Origin of the sequence: Sphingobium sp. TA15, assembly GCF_037101235.1 — a bacterium.
Classification (GTDB): Bacteria; Pseudomonadota; Alphaproteobacteria; order Sphingomonadales; family Sphingomonadaceae; genus Sphingobium; species Sphingobium indicum.
In genome coordinates, this window is record NZ_AP025355.1 from 320971 (window position 1) to 337865 (window position 16895).

Annotated in this window: 17 protein-coding genes; 6 read left to right on the forward strand and 11 right to left on the reverse strand. The window is 64.2% G+C overall.

The genetic code is table 11. The annotated features are described in order from the left end of the window. Positions 1-55 precede the first annotated feature (55 nt). The 8 genes from Sj15T_RS01655 to uvrA all read right to left on the reverse strand — a co-directional run bounded on the left by Sj15T_RS01655 (position 56) and on the right by uvrA (position 7482). Positions 56-400: a glycine zipper 2TM domain-containing protein gene (locus Sj15T_RS01655; RefSeq protein WP_007684717.1), complete on the reverse strand. Its 345-nt coding sequence runs from the start codon at positions 398-400 to the stop codon at positions 56-58. A 170-nt stretch (positions 401-570) separates the two neighbouring features. Continuing rightward, positions 571-789 (reverse strand): hypothetical protein, encoded by a 219-nt coding sequence (locus tag Sj15T_RS01660; RefSeq protein WP_013039601.1) that lies wholly within the window; start codon positions 787-789, stop codon positions 571-573. 117 nt (positions 790-906) lie between these two features. Continuing rightward, positions 907-1083, reverse strand: coding sequence for a hypothetical protein (locus Sj15T_RS01665; protein ID WP_007684721.1), 177 nt, complete (start codon positions 1081-1083; stop codon positions 907-909). A 62-nt stretch (positions 1084-1145) separates the two neighbouring features. Then, positions 1146-1358, reverse strand: a complete 213-nt coding sequence (locus Sj15T_RS01670) for a cold-shock protein (RefSeq protein ID WP_007684722.1) — start codon at positions 1356-1358, stop codon at positions 1146-1148. Positions 1359-1528: 170 nt separating this feature from the next. Beyond that, positions 1529-2536: a hypothetical protein gene (locus tag Sj15T_RS01675; RefSeq protein ID WP_013039602.1), complete on the reverse strand. Its 1008-nt coding sequence runs from the start codon at positions 2534-2536 to the stop codon at positions 1529-1531. 103 nt (positions 2537-2639) lie between these two features. Then, complete coding sequence (locus tag Sj15T_RS01680) at positions 2640-2816, reverse strand: hypothetical protein (protein ID WP_013039603.1); 177 nt, start codon at positions 2814-2816, stop codon at positions 2640-2642. A gap of 307 nt (positions 2817-3123) precedes the next feature. After that, positions 3124-3915 (reverse strand): DUF1828 domain-containing protein, encoded by a 792-nt coding sequence (locus Sj15T_RS01685; RefSeq protein WP_013039604.1) that lies wholly within the window; start codon positions 3913-3915, stop codon positions 3124-3126. A 609-nt stretch (positions 3916-4524) separates the two neighbouring features. Beyond that, the gene (gene uvrA, locus Sj15T_RS01690) at positions 4525-7482 is read right to left on the reverse strand and encodes an excinuclease ABC subunit UvrA (RefSeq protein WP_013039606.1); all 2958 of its coding nucleotides are present in this window, start codon (positions 7480-7482) and stop codon (positions 4525-4527) included. 163 nt (positions 7483-7645) lie between these two features. Here uvrA and Sj15T_RS01695 point away from each other — a divergent pair, with 163 nt between their 5' ends. After that, the gene (locus Sj15T_RS01695; protein ID WP_013039607.1) at positions 7646-8218 is read left to right on the forward strand and encodes a septal ring lytic transglycosylase RlpA family protein; all 573 of its coding nucleotides are present in this window, start codon (positions 7646-7648) and stop codon (positions 8216-8218) included. Positions 8219-8724: 506 nt separating this feature from the next. Next, positions 8725-9057 carry a UrcA family protein gene (locus Sj15T_RS01700; protein WP_013039609.1) on the forward strand — a complete coding sequence of 111 codons (333 nt, stop codon included), beginning with the start codon at positions 8725-8727 and terminating at the stop codon, positions 9055-9057. A gap of 162 nt (positions 9058-9219) precedes the next feature. On the opposite strand, the gene Sj15T_RS01705 is transcribed toward Sj15T_RS01700, so the two are convergent. After that, entirely contained in the window at positions 9220-9963 is a 744-nt protein-coding gene (locus Sj15T_RS01705; protein WP_013039610.1) for a LytTR family DNA-binding domain-containing protein, read from the reverse strand. Positions 9964-10154: 191 nt separating this feature from the next. Next, entirely contained in the window at positions 10155-11264 is a 1110-nt protein-coding gene (locus Sj15T_RS01710; RefSeq protein WP_041385776.1) for a histidine kinase, read from the reverse strand. 160 nt (positions 11265-11424) lie between these two features. Here Sj15T_RS01710 and Sj15T_RS01715 point away from each other — a divergent pair, with 160 nt between their 5' ends. The 4 genes from Sj15T_RS01715 to Sj15T_RS01730 all read left to right on the forward strand — a co-directional run bounded on the left by Sj15T_RS01715 (position 11425) and on the right by Sj15T_RS01730 (position 15985). Continuing rightward, positions 11425-11688, forward strand: a complete 264-nt coding sequence (locus Sj15T_RS01715; protein WP_253720692.1) for a hypothetical protein — start codon at positions 11425-11427, stop codon at positions 11686-11688. 79 nt (positions 11689-11767) lie between these two features. After that, positions 11768-12019 (forward strand): hypothetical protein, encoded by a 252-nt coding sequence (locus Sj15T_RS01720; protein ID WP_007684754.1) that lies wholly within the window; start codon positions 11768-11770, stop codon positions 12017-12019. A gap of 310 nt (positions 12020-12329) precedes the next feature. Further along, entirely contained in the window at positions 12330-12878 is a 549-nt protein-coding gene (locus Sj15T_RS01725) for a hypothetical protein (protein ID WP_007684757.1), read from the forward strand. A 764-nt stretch (positions 12879-13642) separates the two neighbouring features. Continuing rightward, the gene (locus tag Sj15T_RS01730) at positions 13643-15985 is read left to right on the forward strand and encodes a TonB-dependent receptor (RefSeq protein WP_041385778.1); all 2343 of its coding nucleotides are present in this window, start codon (positions 13643-13645) and stop codon (positions 15983-15985) included. Here the strand turns inward: Sj15T_RS01730 and Sj15T_RS01735 are convergent. Beyond that, the gene (locus tag Sj15T_RS01735) at positions 15982-16761 is read right to left on the reverse strand and encodes an SDR family oxidoreductase (protein ID WP_007684761.1); all 780 of its coding nucleotides are present in this window, start codon (positions 16759-16761) and stop codon (positions 15982-15984) included. The two genes, Sj15T_RS01730 and Sj15T_RS01735, sit on opposite strands and share 4 nt — an antisense overlap. Positions 16762-16895 lie beyond the last annotated feature (134 nt).

The following is a 16895-nucleotide window of genomic DNA, read 5'->3' on the forward strand; positions in this document are numbered from 1 at the left end:
GAACAGGGTTCGGAAAGGAGGGCGCGGGCCTTTGGGTCCGCGCCCTTTTTTCGTGCTATTCGCAGCGGACGTCATTCTTGTCGATGGCGCGGCCGGCGAGGGCGCCGCCGGCGCCGCCGATGATGGTGCCCAGCGTCTTGGAGCCGCCCGGCGCGATGATGTTGCCCAATACGCCGCCCGCTATGGCGCCGACTATCGTGCCGGTGGTGCCGTCGTCGCGCTTGCAATAGTAGCGGCCGTCATTGTCGCGGTAGATATAGTCATTCTCGCCAATGGGACGGCCGCCGGGGCGTTGGCCGTAGCCGGGGCGGTCATAGCCGTAGCGGCTGCCGTCGCCATCCGAAACGCAGGCCGTCAACGGCATCGCAAGCAGCGCCGCTGCCAATAGGGGGGTGCGCATGTTTTTCTCTCCTCATCTTGTCCCTGCCACGGGGACAACCCCTGGGAGAGGGGGAAGTTGCGCGAAATAGTCTGCCCGCCGCGGCGCCAAAAGGGGGGAAAGGCAGCCGGGCGGGCAGTGATGCCAGCGGGGAGAGGGTGTTCACCGCTGGAAAGGGATGGGGTCGGCCGTCAGGGCGTCAGGGGCGCGGCGCCGGTGGTGCTGGCGGCGGGCGTGGCGAGATTGGGGCTGGTCGCCGTCGTGTCGCTGTCGCGGCGCTGGTCGAGGTCCGACTTCGCCTGGTTGTAGCGGGCGACGAGATCGTCCTTGAATTCCGTCAGCTTGCCTTCGTCATAGAGTTTCTTGCCGACATAGCCTGCGATCGCGCCGAAGATCAGGGTGCGGATCATGGGGTTGGCTCCTTGTTTCGTAGGGAATTTGCAAGGATAACATTGGCGGCGCGGATCGGTTCCGGCGGTGCGGCAGGGCGAGCGGGGCCGGCGATGCGAGGAGCCGGGCGGCGTTGTTCAGCCCGCGGCGGCAACGCGGCGGGCGCGGCTTTCGTCGACATATTCCTGTCGTCGGGCCATGACCAGAAAGGCGGCTTCGGAGCGCAGGCAGCGCTGGCGGACATTGTCCAGGGTGGCGGCGTCGGCTTCGTTTCGGGCCTGGCGGGCGAGGGCGCGGAAATCGGGGTTGGCCATGGGACGCTCCTTTCAAGAATGGCGGGCGCCGCGTGGGCGGCGCCCGGCCTGTCAGCGGCGCATCATTGCGCGTGCTGGATATTCACCGCCGCCATCTTGCCGCGCTTGTCCTGCTCCAGATCATAGGAGACGCGGTCCTTTTCGCGCAGGGTGGCGAGACCGCCGCGCTCCACGGCAGAGATGTGGACGAAGGCGTCCGGGCTGCCGTCATCGGGAGCGATGAAGCCATAGCCCTTGTCGGCGTTGAAGAATTTGACGGTTCCGATGATGCTCATGGGGTATTTCCTTCTTTACGTGGGCGCGTCCCGTGTGGACGGGCCTTGCGCTAGAGGGGCAGGGAAAGAAGGAAGTTTGGTGCCGCAAAGCGCCGAAAGACCGTCGATTTGCGACTATAGCCTTCCCCATATAGGGGCATGGGGGCGGAATAGCAAATCGGCGGGTGCGATCATCCTGCTCCCGCCAGCGCGGCGAAGCCGAAAAAGGCGTCGCGGGCGCGGGCGGCGGCATGTTCATAGGGGCGGCGCTGCGCCTCCACGCGCAGGGCCAGCGCCTGTTCCTCCGCCGTCGTCAGGTCGCGCTCATAGGCGTCGATGTCGTAGAGGGGGTCGCTTTCGTCGCCGTCGAAGCCGGGCGGCGCGGGATAGTCGGTGCGCCAGCCCTCCCTTTCCTCATCCCACCAGATGCCGCGCAGCCGGGCGGCGGCTTCCTCCGGCGGGAAGCTGGCGCGGTCGACCGGCGGAGCGGCGGGAATGGGCCGAAGTTCACACCGTCCATCGAGGGGATAGAGCGGGGCCTTGCCGCCCTCGCCCAGCGCCAGGCGCGCGGCGACGAACAGCGCGGCGGACGCGCCGGGCGACAAGGCTGTGGCGGCCTGTTCGATGGCGGGCGTTTCTTCGGGGGAGGCGGAGTCGGGCAGGGCGGCGTGGTCCGCATCGCCGGCCATGGGCTGGGGCGGGGGCGGGGCGTCGGGGCGGTCGGGCTGCGCCTGATCCTCCGGACAGAGCATGTCGAGATAGGCGGCGAAATCCTGCGCCACCACGCGGGCGAGGGCGGCGTCGCTGCCCTGCGGCGGGCTGTCGGCCATGCGGTCGAGGCGGGAGAGCATCGACATGGCGAGGCGGTTGTCGTGGCGGTGGCGGGTGATTTCGCCTGCGTCCATGTCCTTGCGGATCACCTCCTCATGGCCGGTGAGGGCGCGGGCGAGCAGATCGTCGGCGAGGCGGGCGCGGGCGATGAGGATGGCGGCGTCCCAGCCCAGGCGAAAGGCCGCGCCGTCGCGGCGGATGCGCAGGGCATAGGCCGAGCGCGGGCTGATGTGGGCGGCTTCGCAGGCGGAGAGAATGATGCCGGTGGCGGCGAGGGTTTCAAGGAAGGCGCGTTGGCGAGCGGGGCTCCAGCCGTCGGCGCGGATCTGCTGCGCGGGGGTGGGGAGGGGAGGGAATTGGCAGGTCATGGCAAGGCCCTTTTCCGTGAGGTGCTTTGCCGGGAGGATATGTCAGGGGAGGGTGTGTAGGACAGAACAAAATGGGAACAGGTGCGCTAAGACAGTGACCTTGTCATGCCTGCTTCTTTCGATCGATGATCTTTTTCATCATCGCCATGACCTCCTCATGAGGAATGCCGGGCTTATCGGACGCAAGCGAATTCTCCACCTTTGCGCGAAACCATGCATCATAGGCCTCAGCCTCCTCAGTCGTAGCGAACTCGGATATGATGGGGTCGAGTTTGGGCATCGGTGGAGAATATCAGTTCTGGAGGCTGGCGCCAGTCAGCGAAAAGCGGGATTGGTCTGATCTGGATGAGTTGTTGTGTTTACCTGTGTAAAGCGAATTGGAGTGGAGCTACCAGTTGCTGCTTGCGCCCTTAATGGTTTTGAGAAGGACTTTTTTGCTGGCGGTGCGACGGGTGTCGCTGTTGCGGGGCATGTCATCGTCGGTGATGCCGAGCGAGTTCGGTATGGCGGTGGGCAATTTGCGACCGAATTGTTCGAGAGTAACGAGCCAGCGTTTGAGGTCTTCGCCTTCATTAAGATGCGCCTATTTAGTGAACTGCTCCCAAAGTTGAACCGATCGCTTCGCGCTCGATGCGATTTATCGCAGTTGTTTCATCGCCTCGGTAAATTGGCAGAGCAGCTAAACGATTTGCCGCTCGCCGACGTAAATCATGGCCAATCACGTTCTCGCGTTCGAGTAATGCGATGACCTGCACCGCTTCCTTTACTTCATAGAGCGCTTGCATTTGCAGAAATATAGCATCGTTAACTCTTTGGGCAGACGTGCCAAAAAAGAGCGCCACAGGCGGTCGATTGTTTGCACGGATAACCATGTCCGGAATGGTGTCGGAAAGATGACGTCCAACAGGTTTGTCTAAATCGATGGTGGCCTTGCCTTCGAGCCTATCCAAGATTTGATTAACCGCATCTTCTTTGAAGGTGCTTACAACCTTATCTTTCGTCAGCAGCAAGAAATCATTTATACGTAACATAAATGATAGAAAGCGCATTGCTGCTTTAGGCAATTCACTTTGATTAAGGCTGGCTGTGTGCAGCAGCATTTCGTCCTCATCGAACTCAACGTCGTGACTTTCGAGTAGTGACTGAAATGCATTTGATCGGGTGTCTGTAGAAAGTTCGACTCCAGAAGCTTCCAAGAAGGGTATGGTGGTGCCATCGTCCTCGATTCTATAGATATCTGGACGTGTTGGATCACGCACGAGATAGAATGCGACCGAATCCCCATCATCGCGGCGAAAAGTCGTAGTTACAGCATAGCCGACCGGCACATCGGTCAGTTTCAAATCACCGCAAAACGCCTGGCAAAGCGCCTCTTTCAACTTAACAGATCCTTCGTTTCGATCCTAAAGAATCGCATGATTTCGGACCAAAGCCAAGGCTTCAAACCACCAAAGCCTTCGCGGCTAAATGCAGTCCTCCGGTGTCGAGCTCGAGCGGATGGCAATCGTTTCACCCATGGGCCGTGCACTAATGTTCCAGGCGGCGCGCTATCTATATCGTTCTTGTCTCCGCATAAAGTGTGCAAGTGCCAACCCGTTTGATGATCGATATGATATTCATAGCTACATAGCACAATGGTATCGCGACCGCTCCGCAAGCCTAAATGAACGTGAGCTTTGCTTTTGCCTTCGCACAGCAAAAGGCGGAGGACGAACTGTCGCCCAGCGTGCTCAAATTCTGCGAAGCGCCATTCCCAAGCCGCTCCGAAAGACCAAGCCTTCTTGCCCGCTTTCGATAGCGGAAATTTTGCTTTTGGAGTCTTTCCGCTACCCCAGTCAGAAACTGACAGGTTGTGCTTCTCCCCACGGATAACATCCTGAACGCGCATTTGGTAGAAATGCGAAAGCTGGAAGTGGCCGTCAAGCAGTTTCGCAAGCGTTCTGAAATACTTCTTTATTAATAAATGCGCAATTCCAACGTAGTTAGAACTACTCCGCCGCCACAGCCTCCATACCCAACAGCGGCGCGAGATAGCGCCCGGTAAAGCTCCGGGCGTTCTTCGCGACCTTTTCCGGGGTGCCTTCGGCCACCACTTCGCCGCCCTTGACGCCACCCTCCGGGCCCATGTCGATGATCCAGTCGGCGGTCTTGATGACGTCCAGATTATGTTCGATCACGACCACGCTGTTGCCCTGTTCGACGAGGGCGTGGAGGACTTCGAGCAGTTTGCGGACGTCCTCGAAATGGAGGCCGGTGGTGGGTTCGTCCAAGATATAGAGCGTGTTGCCGGTGGCTCGACGCGACAATTCCTTGGCGAGTTTGACGCGTTGGGCTTCGCCGCCGGACAGGGTGGTCGCCTGCTGGCCGACCTTGATATAGCCCAGGCCCACTTCGGCCAGCATCGCCATCTTGTCGCGGATGGGGGGGACGGCCTTGAAGAATTCCACCGCATCCTCGACCGTCATGTCGAGGACGTCGGCGATGGACTTGCCCTTGAACTTCACTTCCAGCGTCTCGCGATTGTAGCGGGCGCCGTGGCAGACGTCGCAGGTGACGTAGACGTCGGGGAGGAAGTGCATCTCTATCTTGAGCACGCCGTCGCCCTGGCAGGCTTCGCAGCGGCCGCCCTTGACGTTGAACGAAAAGCGGCCGGGCTTGTAGCCGCGCGCCTGCGCTTCGGGGAGGCCGGCGAACCAGTCGCGGATGTTGGTGAAGGCGCCCGTATAGGTCGCCGGGTTGGAGCGGGGGGTGCGGCCGATGGGCGACTGGTCGATGTCGATCACCTTGTCGCAATGTTCGAGGCCCGTCACCTTGTCGTGCGGTCCGGCGACGATGCGGGCGCCGTTGAGGGCGCGGGCGGACGCCGCATAGAGGGTGTCGATGGTGAAGCTGGACTTGCCCGAACCCGACACGCCGGTGATGCAGGTGAAGGTGCCGAGCGGGATGCTGGCGGTGACATTTTGCAGGTTGTTGGCGCGGGCGTTGTGGACGGTGAGTTTCTTGCCCGATCCCTTGCGGCGGCGGGGCGGGACTTCGATGCGGCGGGCGCCGTTCAGATAGTCGGCGGTCAGGCTGTCCTTGTGCGCGAGCAGTTCGTTGAGGGTGCCCTGCGCGACGATCTGGCCGCCGTGGACGCCCGCGCCCGGCCCCATGTCGACGATATAGTCGGCGGTGCGGATCGCATCTTCGTCATGTTCCACGACGATGACGGTGTTGCCGAGGTCGCGCAGGCGTTTCAAGGTGATGAGCAGGCGGTCATTGTCGCGCTGGTGCAGGCCGATGGAGGGTTCGTCGAGGACGTAGAGGACGCCCGACAGGCCGCTGCCGATCTGGCTGGCGAGGCGGATGCGCTGGGACTCGCCGCCGGACAGGGTGCCGCTGGTGCGGTCCAGGTTCAGATAGTCGAGGCCGACATTGTTGAGGAAGCCGAGGCGCTCCACGATTTCCTTGAGGATGGCGCGGGCGATCTGGTTCTGCTGATCGTTGAGGCGGCTGGGGAGGGTGGAGAAGAAACCGAGCGCGTCCACCACCGAGCGGCGGGTGGACATGGAGATGTCTTCGCCCGCGATCTTCACCGCCAGCGCTTCGGGCTTGAGGCGGGCGCCGTGGCAGGTCTCGCACGGCATGGCGGTCTGGTATTTGCTGAGTTCCTCCCGCATCCAGGCGGATTCGGTCTGGAGGAGGCGGCGGTTGAGGTTGCCGATGACGCCTTCGAAGGGCTTTTTGACCTCATAGCTTTTCTTGCCGTCGACGAAGCGCAGGGTGACGGGCTTGCCGGCGGTGCCGTGGAGGATGATCAGCTTCACCTCCCCCGGCAGGTCGGCCCAGGGGGTGTCGAGGGAGAAGCCGAACTCCCTGGCGAGGGAGCCGAGAACCTGCATGTAATAGGGGCTGGGCGGGTTGGACTTGGCCCAGGGGACGACGGCGCCCTTCTTGAGGCTGAGGGCTTCGTTGGGGACGACGAGTTCGGGGTCGAACTCCTGCCGTTCGCCCAGGCCGTCGCAGGCGGGGCAGGCGCCCTGCGGGGCGTTGAAGGAGAAGAGGCGCGGTTCGATCTCCGCTATGGTGAAGCCGCTGACGGGGCAGGCGAACTTCTCGCTGAAGACGATGCGGTTTTCGGGGATGCCGGCGTTCTTCATGCCCTTTTTGGTGGAGGTGAGGTCGGCGGCATCGACAGGCTCAGGGCGAACGGAGGTGGGGGTGGGCCCCAGCGCCTCCGCCACGCTGGTGTCGGCGAGGTCGACATAGGCGAGGCCGTCGGCGAGTTTCAGCGCCTGTTCGAAGCTGTCGGCGAGGCGGGTGGCCATGTCTTCGCTGACGGCCAGGCGGTCGACCACCACTTCGATGTCATGCTTGTATTTCTTGTCGAGGGCAGGGGCGTCCTCGATCGCGTAGAGTTCGCCGTCGATGCGGACGCGGGTGAAGCCGGCCTTCTGCCACTCCGCCAGTTCCTTGCGATATTCGCCCTTGCGGCCGCGGACCACCGGGGCGAGGAGATAGAAGCGCGTTCCTTCGGGCAGCTGCATGACGCGGTCGACCATCTGGCTGACCGTCTGGGCGCTGATGGGGAGGCCGGTGGCGGGGCTGTAGGGGATGCCGACGCGCGCCCAGAGGAGGCGCATATAGTCGTAGATCTCCGTCACCGTGGCGACCGTGGAGCGCGGGTTGCGGCTGGTCGTCTTCTGCTCGATGGAGATGGCGGGGGAGAGGCCGTCGATATGCTCTACGTCCGGCTTCTGCATCATCTCCAGGAACTGGCGCGCATAGGCGGAGAGGGATTCGACATAGCGGCGCTGACCCTCGGCATAGATGGTGTCGAAGGCGAGGGAGGACTTGCCGGAGCCGGAAAGGCCGGTGATGACGATCAGGCTGTCGCGGGGAAGGTCGACGTCGACGCCCTTGAGATTATGCTCGCGTGCGCCGCGGACGCTTATGGTGGTCAGCATTCGGTAGACCTCTGCCGAGAAATTTGCGTGAGACTCATGGGGGCGTGTTGTTCCAGATTTGTTCTTGGGAGGCAAGGGCCGGTCCGGCGCAAGATAGGGACTGTGCGGCGAAAGGAAAAGGCGGCGGCTTTGCTCCCGCGCCGGGCTGGGTTAAAGGGCGGGGATGAGCGGGATTTCGGTTCGGATGCGGTGCGGGGCGCTGGCCGCCTTAGTGGCGCTGGCGGGGTGCGGCGGGGGCGTCGAATATCGGCCGGTGAGCGACGTGCCGGTGCGGGTGGGCAAGCCCTATAGCGTCAGGGGCGTGACCTATGTGCCCGCCGCCGATCCCGGCTATGACTATCTGGGCTATGCGAGCTGGTATGGCGGGGAGAGCGGCAACCGGACCGCCAATGGCGAGCGGTTCCGGCCCAAGGCGGTGACGGCGGCGCATGTGACGCTGCCGCTGCCGAGCTATGTCGAGGTGACGGCGCTGGAGACGGGGCGGACGATCCTGGTGCGGGTGAACGACCGCGGCCCCTTTGCCGGGCGGGGGCGGATCATCGACCTGTCGCGCGGGGCGGCGGAGCAACTGGGGATCAGGGCTGTTGGCCATGCGCCCGTGAGGGTGCGGGTGGTGGAGCCGCCGGAGAGGGACCGCAGGAAGCTGCGCGAGGGGCGGCAGGCGCCGGAGCGGCCGGTGGTGGACGCCCGGACGCTCGCCAATTTGCGGGCGCAGTTGGCCGGGCAGGGGCGCTGATGTCGTTCGTGGATGCCGGTCGTCGGTTCGTCGTCCGGGGATGCTGCCGGGCGCGGCGGGTCGGCGGATCATCGAATGGAGAAAACGGTCCCTTCGCAGCGGCGCTATGATGCAGGGCGAGACGGCGATCACCGAATCCGGTTCGGCGGTTCGCTGACGACAGTTTGAAAAGAGATCCCGGAGAGCCCGACAGCTTCCTGGATGCACCCCCGGCCATTCCCTTGCGCCGGGGGTGCTTTTTTATGTGCGCTGCTTATGGGATGTCTGCAATTTTACGTTAGGGAACGCTTGTTTTCTTGACGTAAAATTGTCGTTCGTCCGGGCTGGACCGCATTTGGTCGACGGGGGCGTCGTTGGCCGAGCGGGAGGGGCGCCGGTCGAACGTGTGAAGCCATGTCTTTGGGCCAGGAGTAAAGCTGAGGCTGCGAAGACGGAGGTGATTTGCCGCTCATATCTTCGCTGAGGTCCGCCGCGAGCGGACAGAAGATAGTTGAGGAGACTTTGTCATGATCGCCGCGAAAATGATCGCTGTCGCCGCTTTGCTGGGCGTTGCCGGTACGGCTTCGGCTGTGGAATTCGAATCGAACGGCAGGACTACCGAGGTTCGCTATAACGATCTCGATCTGGCGAGCGCGAAGGGGCAGAATGTCCTGAAGGGGCGCATCTGGCGGGCCGCGTGGAGGGTGTGCGAGCGTGGCGCGACCTCTGCCGAGATCAGGAAATGCCAGACGGTTGCCGCCGACCATGTGCGCGGCGCGGTGGAACTGGCGATCGCCAAGGCCGGGAGTGGCGAGCGCTTTGCCGACAGGGGCAAGGATGAGGTCCGCCTGGGGAATTGAGGTTTTAGGCCTGGGTGCGTTTTGAAGGAAGGCCCGGCGGTTGCCGGGCCTTTTTGTTTTGGGAGCGGAGTGTGATGGGGTGACGTTGCGCATTCCCCCCCCCCACCACCGCCTTTGGCGGCGGTCCCCCTCCCCATCCTCGATGGGGAGGATTTACAGGTGTCAGCGGCCCGCCAGGGCGCGGGCGTTGGCGAGGTAGGTGCGGCCGATGCGGATTTCCGTGTCGTCGGCCAGGCAGGCGGACCAGACGCCGCTGCCGTCGTGGCGCAGCCGGGCGATATGGTCGCGGCGGACGATGTGGGAACGGTGCAGGCGGACGAATTGCTGCGGGTCCAGCCGGTTTTCCAGCGAGCTGATCGTCTGGTGCAGCAGATAGCTGTTGGCCCCGACATGCAGCCGCATATAGTCCCGCTCCGCCTCTATCCGGTCGATCTGGGCGGCGCCGATGCGGATCAGTTCGGAGCGGTGGGGCACCCAGAATTCCTGCGCCCATTCCGGCTCCTCCTCCGCGCTGGTGGCGGGGGAGGGGGCGGCTCGGTTGCCCAGCGCCTGTTCGACCCGGTCGATGGCGCGGGACAGCCGTTCATGGGCGACCGGCTTTAGCAGATAGTCCACGGCGGCGAGGTCGAAGGCCTCCACCGCGAAGCCCTCGAACGCGGTGACGAAGATCACCGCCGGGCATATGCCCATGCGCGAGGTCGCCCGCGCCACGCCTATGCCGTCCAGCAGGGGCATGGCGATGTCGAGCATCACCAGGTCCGGCTCCAGCCCCTCGATCAGGCGCAGCGCCGCTTCTCCGTCGCTGGCGGTGCCGACCAGAGCGATGCGCGGTTCGCGGGCGCAGAGCATTTGCAGGCGTTCCACGGCCAGGGGTTCATCGTCGACGATCAGCGTTCGGATGGTCATGGGTTCAACCTTTCACGGATCGCGCCAGGATGTGCGGAGATTTCGTTCGGGGCGAGGCGAAAATGGTGGATTTTGAGAACCTCGAAACGAGGCGCGTGACTCGTTTCGACGCAGCGTACTTCAGTACGTGAGCACCGGAAGCGCAAAAAGCCGCCATTTGCAGCCCGTCCCGGACGAAATCTCCGCACACCCTAGCTCCTGCGGATGATGGGGAGGGTGAGACCCACCGCGAAGCCGCCGCCGGGGCGCGGGCCGTAGTCCAGGCGGCCCTGTTCGCCGAAGCGGGCGGTCAGGCGGTCGCGCACATTGGCGAGGCCGATGCCGCTGCCCGCGTCGGCTTCGCGGGGCGGCTTGTCGCCATTGTCGGTGACGCTGATGTGGAGCATGCCTTCCTCCTCCCGCGCTTCGATGGCGATGGTGACCGGGCTGGAGGTGCGCGACACGCCGTATTTGATCGCGTTTTCGACCAGCGGTTGCAGGATCAGGCCGGGGACGCAGGCATTGAGCAGCCGGTCGGGAATCCGGATGCTGGTCGACAGGCGATCCGGGAAGCGGACCGCCTCGATGTCCAGATAGAGTTTCTGGAGATGCACCTCCTCCTCCAGCGAGACATCCTCCAGCGGGTCGCCGGTAAGGCTGGTGCGGTAGAAGTTGGAGAGGGAGAGGATCATCTGTTCCGCCTCGTCGCGCCGGTCCTTCATGACCAGGGAGGAGAGCGAGTTCAGCGTGTTGAACAGGAAATGCGGGTTCACCTGGTAGCGCAGCGAGCGCAGTTCGGCCTGCTGGGCGGCGCGTTCCAGCCGGTCGGCGCGGCGTTCCACCCGATGCGCCTCGCTGGCGTAGGAAAGGGCGAGGTAGAGGCCCGCCCAGGCGGCGAGGAAGAAATAGCGGCTGATCGCGTCCTCCACGATCTGCATCAGGGCGAAACCCTGTTCGCTGGCATATTTCTGATAATCGGAATCGGGAAAGAGCGAGGCCGGGTCGTAGATGTTGAAGACATAGAAATTGGCCGCCGCCGTCGCCAGCGCGAAGGGCGCGGCGAGGGTGAAGGCGGCGATGATGCGCGTCGCGAGCGGCTGGCGGTCGAAGCGGCGCAGGCAGAGATAGAGAACCCAGGTGACGACGATGCCGATCACCGTCACCACGGCGCGGCGGGCGGCCATGGTCCCCTGCGCCTCGAACCCCATGACGGAGGCGCGCAGCGTCACCAGCACCGCGTAGAAGAACCAGAAACCCAGTATCGAATAGAGTGCGACCGTCGGCGGCACGCCCGGCTCGCCGTCCTCGTTTTTCATGCTCATGGGCGGAAGTCTAGGCCAAGGCGGGGGCGCTGTCGCCCCTGGACGGCGAAGCTGGTCGAAGGGTTCCATGCGTTGGTCGATAGGGGGAGCGGGCGGAACCCGCCCCCGCCGCCGTCCGTTTCATGCCGCGAGGCGCTGATGCGTTCAAAAGGAGAGCATGATGAACGACAAGACCGATATTCGGCCCAACAGCCGCGAGGAAGCGGGCGACAAGCGGTCCACCGACGCGCAGGACCATGCCGTGACGACCGAGGAGAAGCTGGACGAGGGATTGATGGACAGCATGGATGCGTCCGACCCGCCGTCCGCGACCGCGCCGGGCGACAATGGCGATCCGGTTCCGTCATCCGGTTTCCCGGAAGGCGAACAGGGATCGGGAGGCAAGGGCCATCCCGAAGGCAAGGGCGGAAAGGACGGGCGATAGACGCTGGGGGAAATCGTGATATGATCGGTTGGAGGGCAGCCGTGACGTTGCCCTCCGCAGGTGAGAGGAGCCACTTCATATGCCGACTTCCGCCACTCCCGCGATCGAGCGCATCGCCCGCGTGCTGGCGGGGCGCCAGCTCAGCCTGAACGGCGAGGGCAGCGATCCGCATGCGGCGAGCGCAGTCGACGCCAGTTGGCAGGACCATGTCGACGATGCCTATGCGATCCTGCACACGCTGCGCGAACCCGATGCGCAAATGGCGCAGGCGGGCGACGTGGCGGTGTGGCGCAGCATGATCGGCGCGGTGCTGGAGCGGCGCGCGGATTAGGGGATTGGGCCGGGGTGGCCCCGCCATTGAGCGACCGTGCTCCTGCGAAGGCAGGAGCCGGGTCCGGGCGGTGCGATGGTCCATAGAGGGCGGAACTGGGCTCCTGCCTTCGCAGGAGCACGGTGCGCTTTGGACCCGACGCTCTCTGCCGGCGCGCTGTCCCTCCGTTGGGCGCATTCATGAAAATTACATGTTGCGCCGCACAAAGAAAAATGATTCCCTATGCTTGTCGGCAGAACCGGCGCTTAAGCTTGCAGTAACCATAGGGGGCGCATGTTCTGCTTACGACTTGAAGTCGGAGGGCAAAGACATGGGCACGAGTGCAAGACCTGCGGACGGGGCGATCACCCTGGCGGAATTGCGAGAATTCGCCAGTTTCCCGGCCGCTACGCAGCGTTACATCCGAAGATCGCTGGACATCGGACTCCATCGGCGCGACGCCATGAAGCTGTGGTCGCGCGACATGGTGGAGGAAGCCAGCATCCGGGCGCAGGCGCGGGTCTACGGGCGGCTGGACGAGATCAAGGCGCGGGTGCCCGACGACAGCGGCCTGGACCAGATGGAGCCGTTCATGGCGCCGCTGGTGACGGTGTCCGCCTTCGACCTGGGGCAGGACCGGCTGTGCAGCTTCTCGGCCTATCGCTTCCTCTATGAGCGGCTGTTGGGGGCGGGATCGCGGCCGTGGCTGCCGGGCGCCTTCTGCGCGGCGGCCAGCCTGCCGCATCTGCACCCCGAAAAGCGCCGGGCGCTGCTCCAGTCGATCAGCGAGGCGGCGGCGACGGCGGTCGGATGGTCGAACCGGGAGCCGACCTTCTATCCCGAATGGGTCGAGAAGGTGGACCTGAGCAAGGCGAACTGAACGGGCGATCCGGGTCCGTCCGGGGGGACGGGCGCGGGAAACGCGGCGATGACGGCGCGGCGGGCGAGGCCCGGCGCGCCGTTGCCTTTTCCTGTCCGGAAGACCCGCCATCCCATTGATCCAGATCTGGATTATCATCATCGACTTGCCGGCGGAACTATGCCCTATTGCCGCCCGCAGGCGCGAGCCTGCGTGCGACCCAACTGAAGCCCCGCCCTTCTTCGCAAGAGGCGGGGCTCCTTTGCCTTTGGCGAGGAAGGACGGGCGCGGTTGGCGGAACGCAAGCCCCAGAATCGCAAGCCCCAGAATCGCAAGCCCCAGAATCGCAAGCCCTTGAATCGCTGGTCGGAGTTCCTAGATCGGGGTTCGTCACTCTTCCCCTTGGAGTGACGCCTCCCTGAACCTTGGCCCCGCCGTGGAGCTTGCTCCGGCGGGGTTTCTTTTTCGGCCGGGTCGATGCCGTTCCGCCTTCCTTGCCGATAGCGATTGACAGGCATAAATGTGTAGATACACATATAAGGGCGAATCGGCATGATGGAACCGACCAGGTTCGGTCGCGCCGCTTCGGTGGAAGGCGGCTGGAGCATCGCGCGGGAAAGGCGGGAACCGATCCGCTTGGAACGATGCGACACCAAAAGCTCCGGCCCGAAGCCCTCGCAATCGTCGCGGCGGGGCGGATCTGTTTTCGACGCTTGTCGGGGACAGGCCTTTCCAATCTCAAGCAGAGCCCATCGGTCGAATGGGCCTTCCCGGGAGGGGGATTGATGATGATGAAATGGAAGGCTGTGCTTTGTCTTGCCGGCGCGGCGGTGGTCGTGCCGGTTGCCGCTCATGGTCAGTCGCCGTCCGGACCCGTCGGGGAGGCGCCGGCATCGGCGGAACCGGCCGCCAGCCCGGCGGACATCGTCGTGACGGCGCAGAAGCGCGCCCAGAGCCTCAGCACCGTGCCGATGTCGGTGACGGCGCTGACCGGGGAGCAGCTTGCGGCGCGTGGGATCAACGATGTCCAGGATCTGGCGAAGGTCACGCCCGGCCTCAATTTCGTGCAGAGCGGCAGCGGCGTGCCGGTCTATTCGCTGCGCGGCGTGGGCTTCTACGACACGGCGGTGGGCGCGCGCCCGACCGTCAGCGTCTATGTCGACGAGGCGCCCTTGCCCTTTTCCGTGATGACGACCGGCGCCGCCTTCGACCTGGAGCGGGTCGAGGTGCTCAAGGGGCCGCAGGGAACCCTGTTCGGCCAGAACGCCACGGGCGGCGCGATCAACTATATCGCCGCGAAGCCCAGGGATGAGCTGGGCGCGGGCGTGACGGCGAGTTTTGCGCGCTTCAACACGCTGGACGCGCAGGGCTATGTCACCGGCCCGCTTGCGCCGGGCCTCAACGCCCGCCTGGCGGTTCGCGGGGTGCGCGGGGACGGCTGGCAGCAAAGCTATACCCGCAACGACAGCCTGGGCCGCCAGCGCATGCTCCAGGGCCGGTTCCTTCTGGACTGGCAGGCGTCCGACCGCCTCAGGCTCTCGCTCAACCTCAACGGTTTCATCGACGATGGCGACACCCAGGCCGGACAGTTGCTGACGGTCATTCCGCTGTTCGCGCCCTTTGCCGCCACGATACCGCTCGTCACCAACTATCCCCGGTCGCCTGAGACGCCCCGCGCCGCCGACTGGAACGCCGATACGCCGTTCCGCAAGGACAACAGCTTCTACCAGGCGGTGCTGCGCGGGGATTACGAACTGACCGACGACATCACGCTGGTCTCGCTCAATTCCTATTCCCGCATGCGCATGCACCAGCGGATCGACCTGGACGGCACGTCGCTGTCGAACGGCGACCAGACCGTGCGCGGCCGCATCTCGTCCTTTTCGACCGAGGAGCGGCTGACCGGCAATTTCGGGCCAGCGACCGTCATCCTGGGCCTGAACTACGCCTATGACAGGACGCGGGAAGACGCGTTCTGGTCCATGCCCTATTCGACCCAGAACAGCTATTTCACCCCGCTGACCAACGACGTCGCCGCCGCGCCCTATGGCTATCAGGACTTCAACACCTATGCGGCGTTCGGCAATGTCGACTATGACATCGGCCGCCTGGTCACGCTGCACGCCGGCGCCCGCTATACCAAGGCGGACCTCCGCTATGAAGGCTGTTCGCGGCCGGGCAACCAGCATTCGGCCGATGCCTCGACCCGCCTGTTCAACGGCGTGCTCGCCATGGTGGGACGGCCGCTGATCCCGCCCATTCCGCTGAACGGCTGCTCCGCGCTCGACAACAACCTGGCCTATGCGGAGCATATCGGCGGAACCTTCAACGAGGACAGCCTGTCCTGGCGGGTGGGCGTCGACGTGAAGCCGGCCGAGCGCGTCCTGCTCTATGCGAATGCCAGCCGGGGCTACAAGGCGGGCAGCGTGCCTGTCCTTTCGGGCACCAGCGTCGACCAGTATCTGCCGGTCAAGCAGGAGAGCGTCCTGGCGCTGGAGGCGGGGTTCAAGGCGTCGCTTTTCGGCCGGCTGGTCGACGTGACCGGCGCGGCCTTCAACTATGACTATTCGGACAAGCAGCTTCAGGGGCGCATCAATACCCTTGCGGGCGCCCTGCTCGCGCTCGTCAATGTTCCCAAGTCGCGAATTCGCGGTTTCGAGGGGCAGGTGACGGTCTATCCGACCAGCGGCCTGTCGCTGACCGCCGCGGCGACTTACCTGGACTCCAAGGTCACGTCCGACTTCATCAACTATACCATCATCGGCACGCGCAAGAACTTCATCGGCAATGATTTTCCCTATACGCCCAAGTGGCAGGTCAATCTGGACGGCAATTACAGGTTTCCGGTTTCCGACCGGCTGGATGCGACGCTGGGCGCCAATTACAGCTATCGCACCAGCACCAATGCGGGCTTCGGCAATGAACCGCTGCTCTACATGAAGGATTATGGCGTGCTCGACCTGCGCGCCGGCTTCGGCAGCAGTGACGGCAGGTGGCAGGTCAGCGCTTTCGGGCGCAACGTGACCAACAGCTATTACTGGACCAACGTCGCCAAGCTGTTCGACGTGGTCCGCAGGCTGGCCGGGCAGCCCGCGACCTACGGCATCCAGATGAACTGGCGGCTCTAGCCGCGAACGACCGTCCGCAGCTTATGGGGTCTCCACCGGGCCTTGAACGCCAGGCTTCGCGCCGCTTTTCCGACCAGGACATGCAGGCGGGAGCCGTGCACCGCCTGCCACGCATGCTGGGCGACCTCCTCCACGGGAGTGAGCTTCGCCCCGGATTTCAGCACGCGGTCCCGCTTGCTGTCTTCGCTGGAACCGGGCGTGCCGGCCAGCATGGGCGTGTCGACGAAGCTGGGAAAGAGGCAGCGGACCTTGATGCCCGAAGGCCCCCATTCCACGTCCAGCGCCTCGGAAAGGCCGCGAATGCCGTATTTCGTCGCCGAATAGACCGCCAGGCCGGCCGATCCGTAAAGCGCCGACGCGCTCGCCATGTTGAGCAGGCAGCTTCCCGCCGTGGCGGCGAGATAGGGGTGGGCGGCATGCGCGCCGTACATCATCCCGCGCAGGTTGATGTCGATCAGCGCGTCGATTTCATGTTTCGCGGCATGCTGGAACGGCCCGCCCAGTCCGATGCCGGCATTGTTGAACATGACGTCCAGTCGGCCGCCGCTGAACTTCGCGAATTCGGCCAGGCTGCGGTCCCATTTATCCCTGTCGCGCACATCGAGGAGATGGAGCGAAGTATGCCCTTGGGGCAATTGGGCCGCCGTTTCCACCATGCCGGCTTCGTCGATGTCGGCAATGCCCACCAGCCAGTCTTCCGCCGCGAAGCGCAGCGCCACCGCCCTGCCGATCCCCGATCCGCCCCCGGTGATGAAGATCGCCCTGGGTTCATGCATCCAATCTCTCCCCGCCTGTCCGGCGATCATGTTCGTTGACCGGCCGGAGCTTGGCGGAATTGGTTTAATTTTACAACCATTACGTCTGAATGTCGGCCATCGGCGCCGCGCCGCATATCGCCCGTCAGGGGATT

Bases quoted from the DNA above. Each gene is read 5' to 3' on its own strand.
- Sj15T_RS01655 (WP_007684717.1), bottom strand. From the start codon at position 400: ATGCGCACCCCCCTATTGGCAGCGGCGCTGCTTGCGATGCCGTTGACG.
- Sj15T_RS01660 (WP_013039601.1), bottom strand. From the start codon at position 789: ATGATCCGCACCCTGATCTTCGGCGCGATCGCAGGCTATGTCGGCAAG.
- Sj15T_RS01665 (WP_007684721.1), bottom strand. From the start codon at position 1,083: ATGGCCAACCCCGATTTCCGCGCCCTCGCCCGCCAGGCCCGAAACGAA.
- Sj15T_RS01670 (WP_007684722.1), bottom strand. From the start codon at position 1,358: ATGAGCATCATCGGAACCGTCAAATTCTTCAACGCCGACAAGGGCTAT.
- Sj15T_RS01675 (WP_013039602.1), bottom strand. From the start codon at position 2,536: ATGACCTGCCAATTCCCTCCCCTCCCCACCCCCGCGCAGCAGATCCGC.
- Sj15T_RS01680 (WP_013039603.1), bottom strand. From the start codon at position 2,816: ATGCCCAAACTCGACCCCATCATATCCGAGTTCGCTACGACTGAGGAG.
- uvrA (WP_013039606.1), bottom strand. From the start codon at position 7,482: ATGCTGACCACCATAAGCGTCCGCGGCGCACGCGAGCATAATCTCAAG.
- Sj15T_RS01695 (WP_013039607.1), top strand. From the start codon at position 7,646: ATGAGCGGGATTTCGGTTCGGATGCGGTGCGGGGCGCTGGCCGCCTTA.
- Sj15T_RS01700 (WP_013039609.1), top strand. From the start codon at position 8,725: ATGATCGCCGCGAAAATGATCGCTGTCGCCGCTTTGCTGGGCGTTGCC.
- Sj15T_RS01705 (WP_013039610.1), bottom strand. From the start codon at position 9,963: ATGACCATCCGAACGCTGATCGTCGACGATGAACCCCTGGCCGTGGAA.
- Sj15T_RS01710 (WP_041385776.1), bottom strand. From the start codon at position 11,264: ATGAGCATGAAAAACGAGGACGGCGAGCCGGGCGTGCCGCCGACGGTC.
- Sj15T_RS01715 (WP_253720692.1), top strand. From the start codon at position 11,425: ATGAACGACAAGACCGATATTCGGCCCAACAGCCGCGAGGAAGCGGGC.
- Sj15T_RS01720 (WP_007684754.1), top strand. From the start codon at position 11,768: ATGCCGACTTCCGCCACTCCCGCGATCGAGCGCATCGCCCGCGTGCTG.
- Sj15T_RS01725 (WP_007684757.1), top strand. From the start codon at position 12,330: ATGGGCACGAGTGCAAGACCTGCGGACGGGGCGATCACCCTGGCGGAA.
- Sj15T_RS01730 (WP_041385778.1), top strand. From the start codon at position 13,643: ATGATGATGAAATGGAAGGCTGTGCTTTGTCTTGCCGGCGCGGCGGTG.
- Sj15T_RS01735 (WP_007684761.1), bottom strand. From the start codon at position 16,761: ATGCATGAACCCAGGGCGATCTTCATCACCGGGGGCGGATCGGGGATC.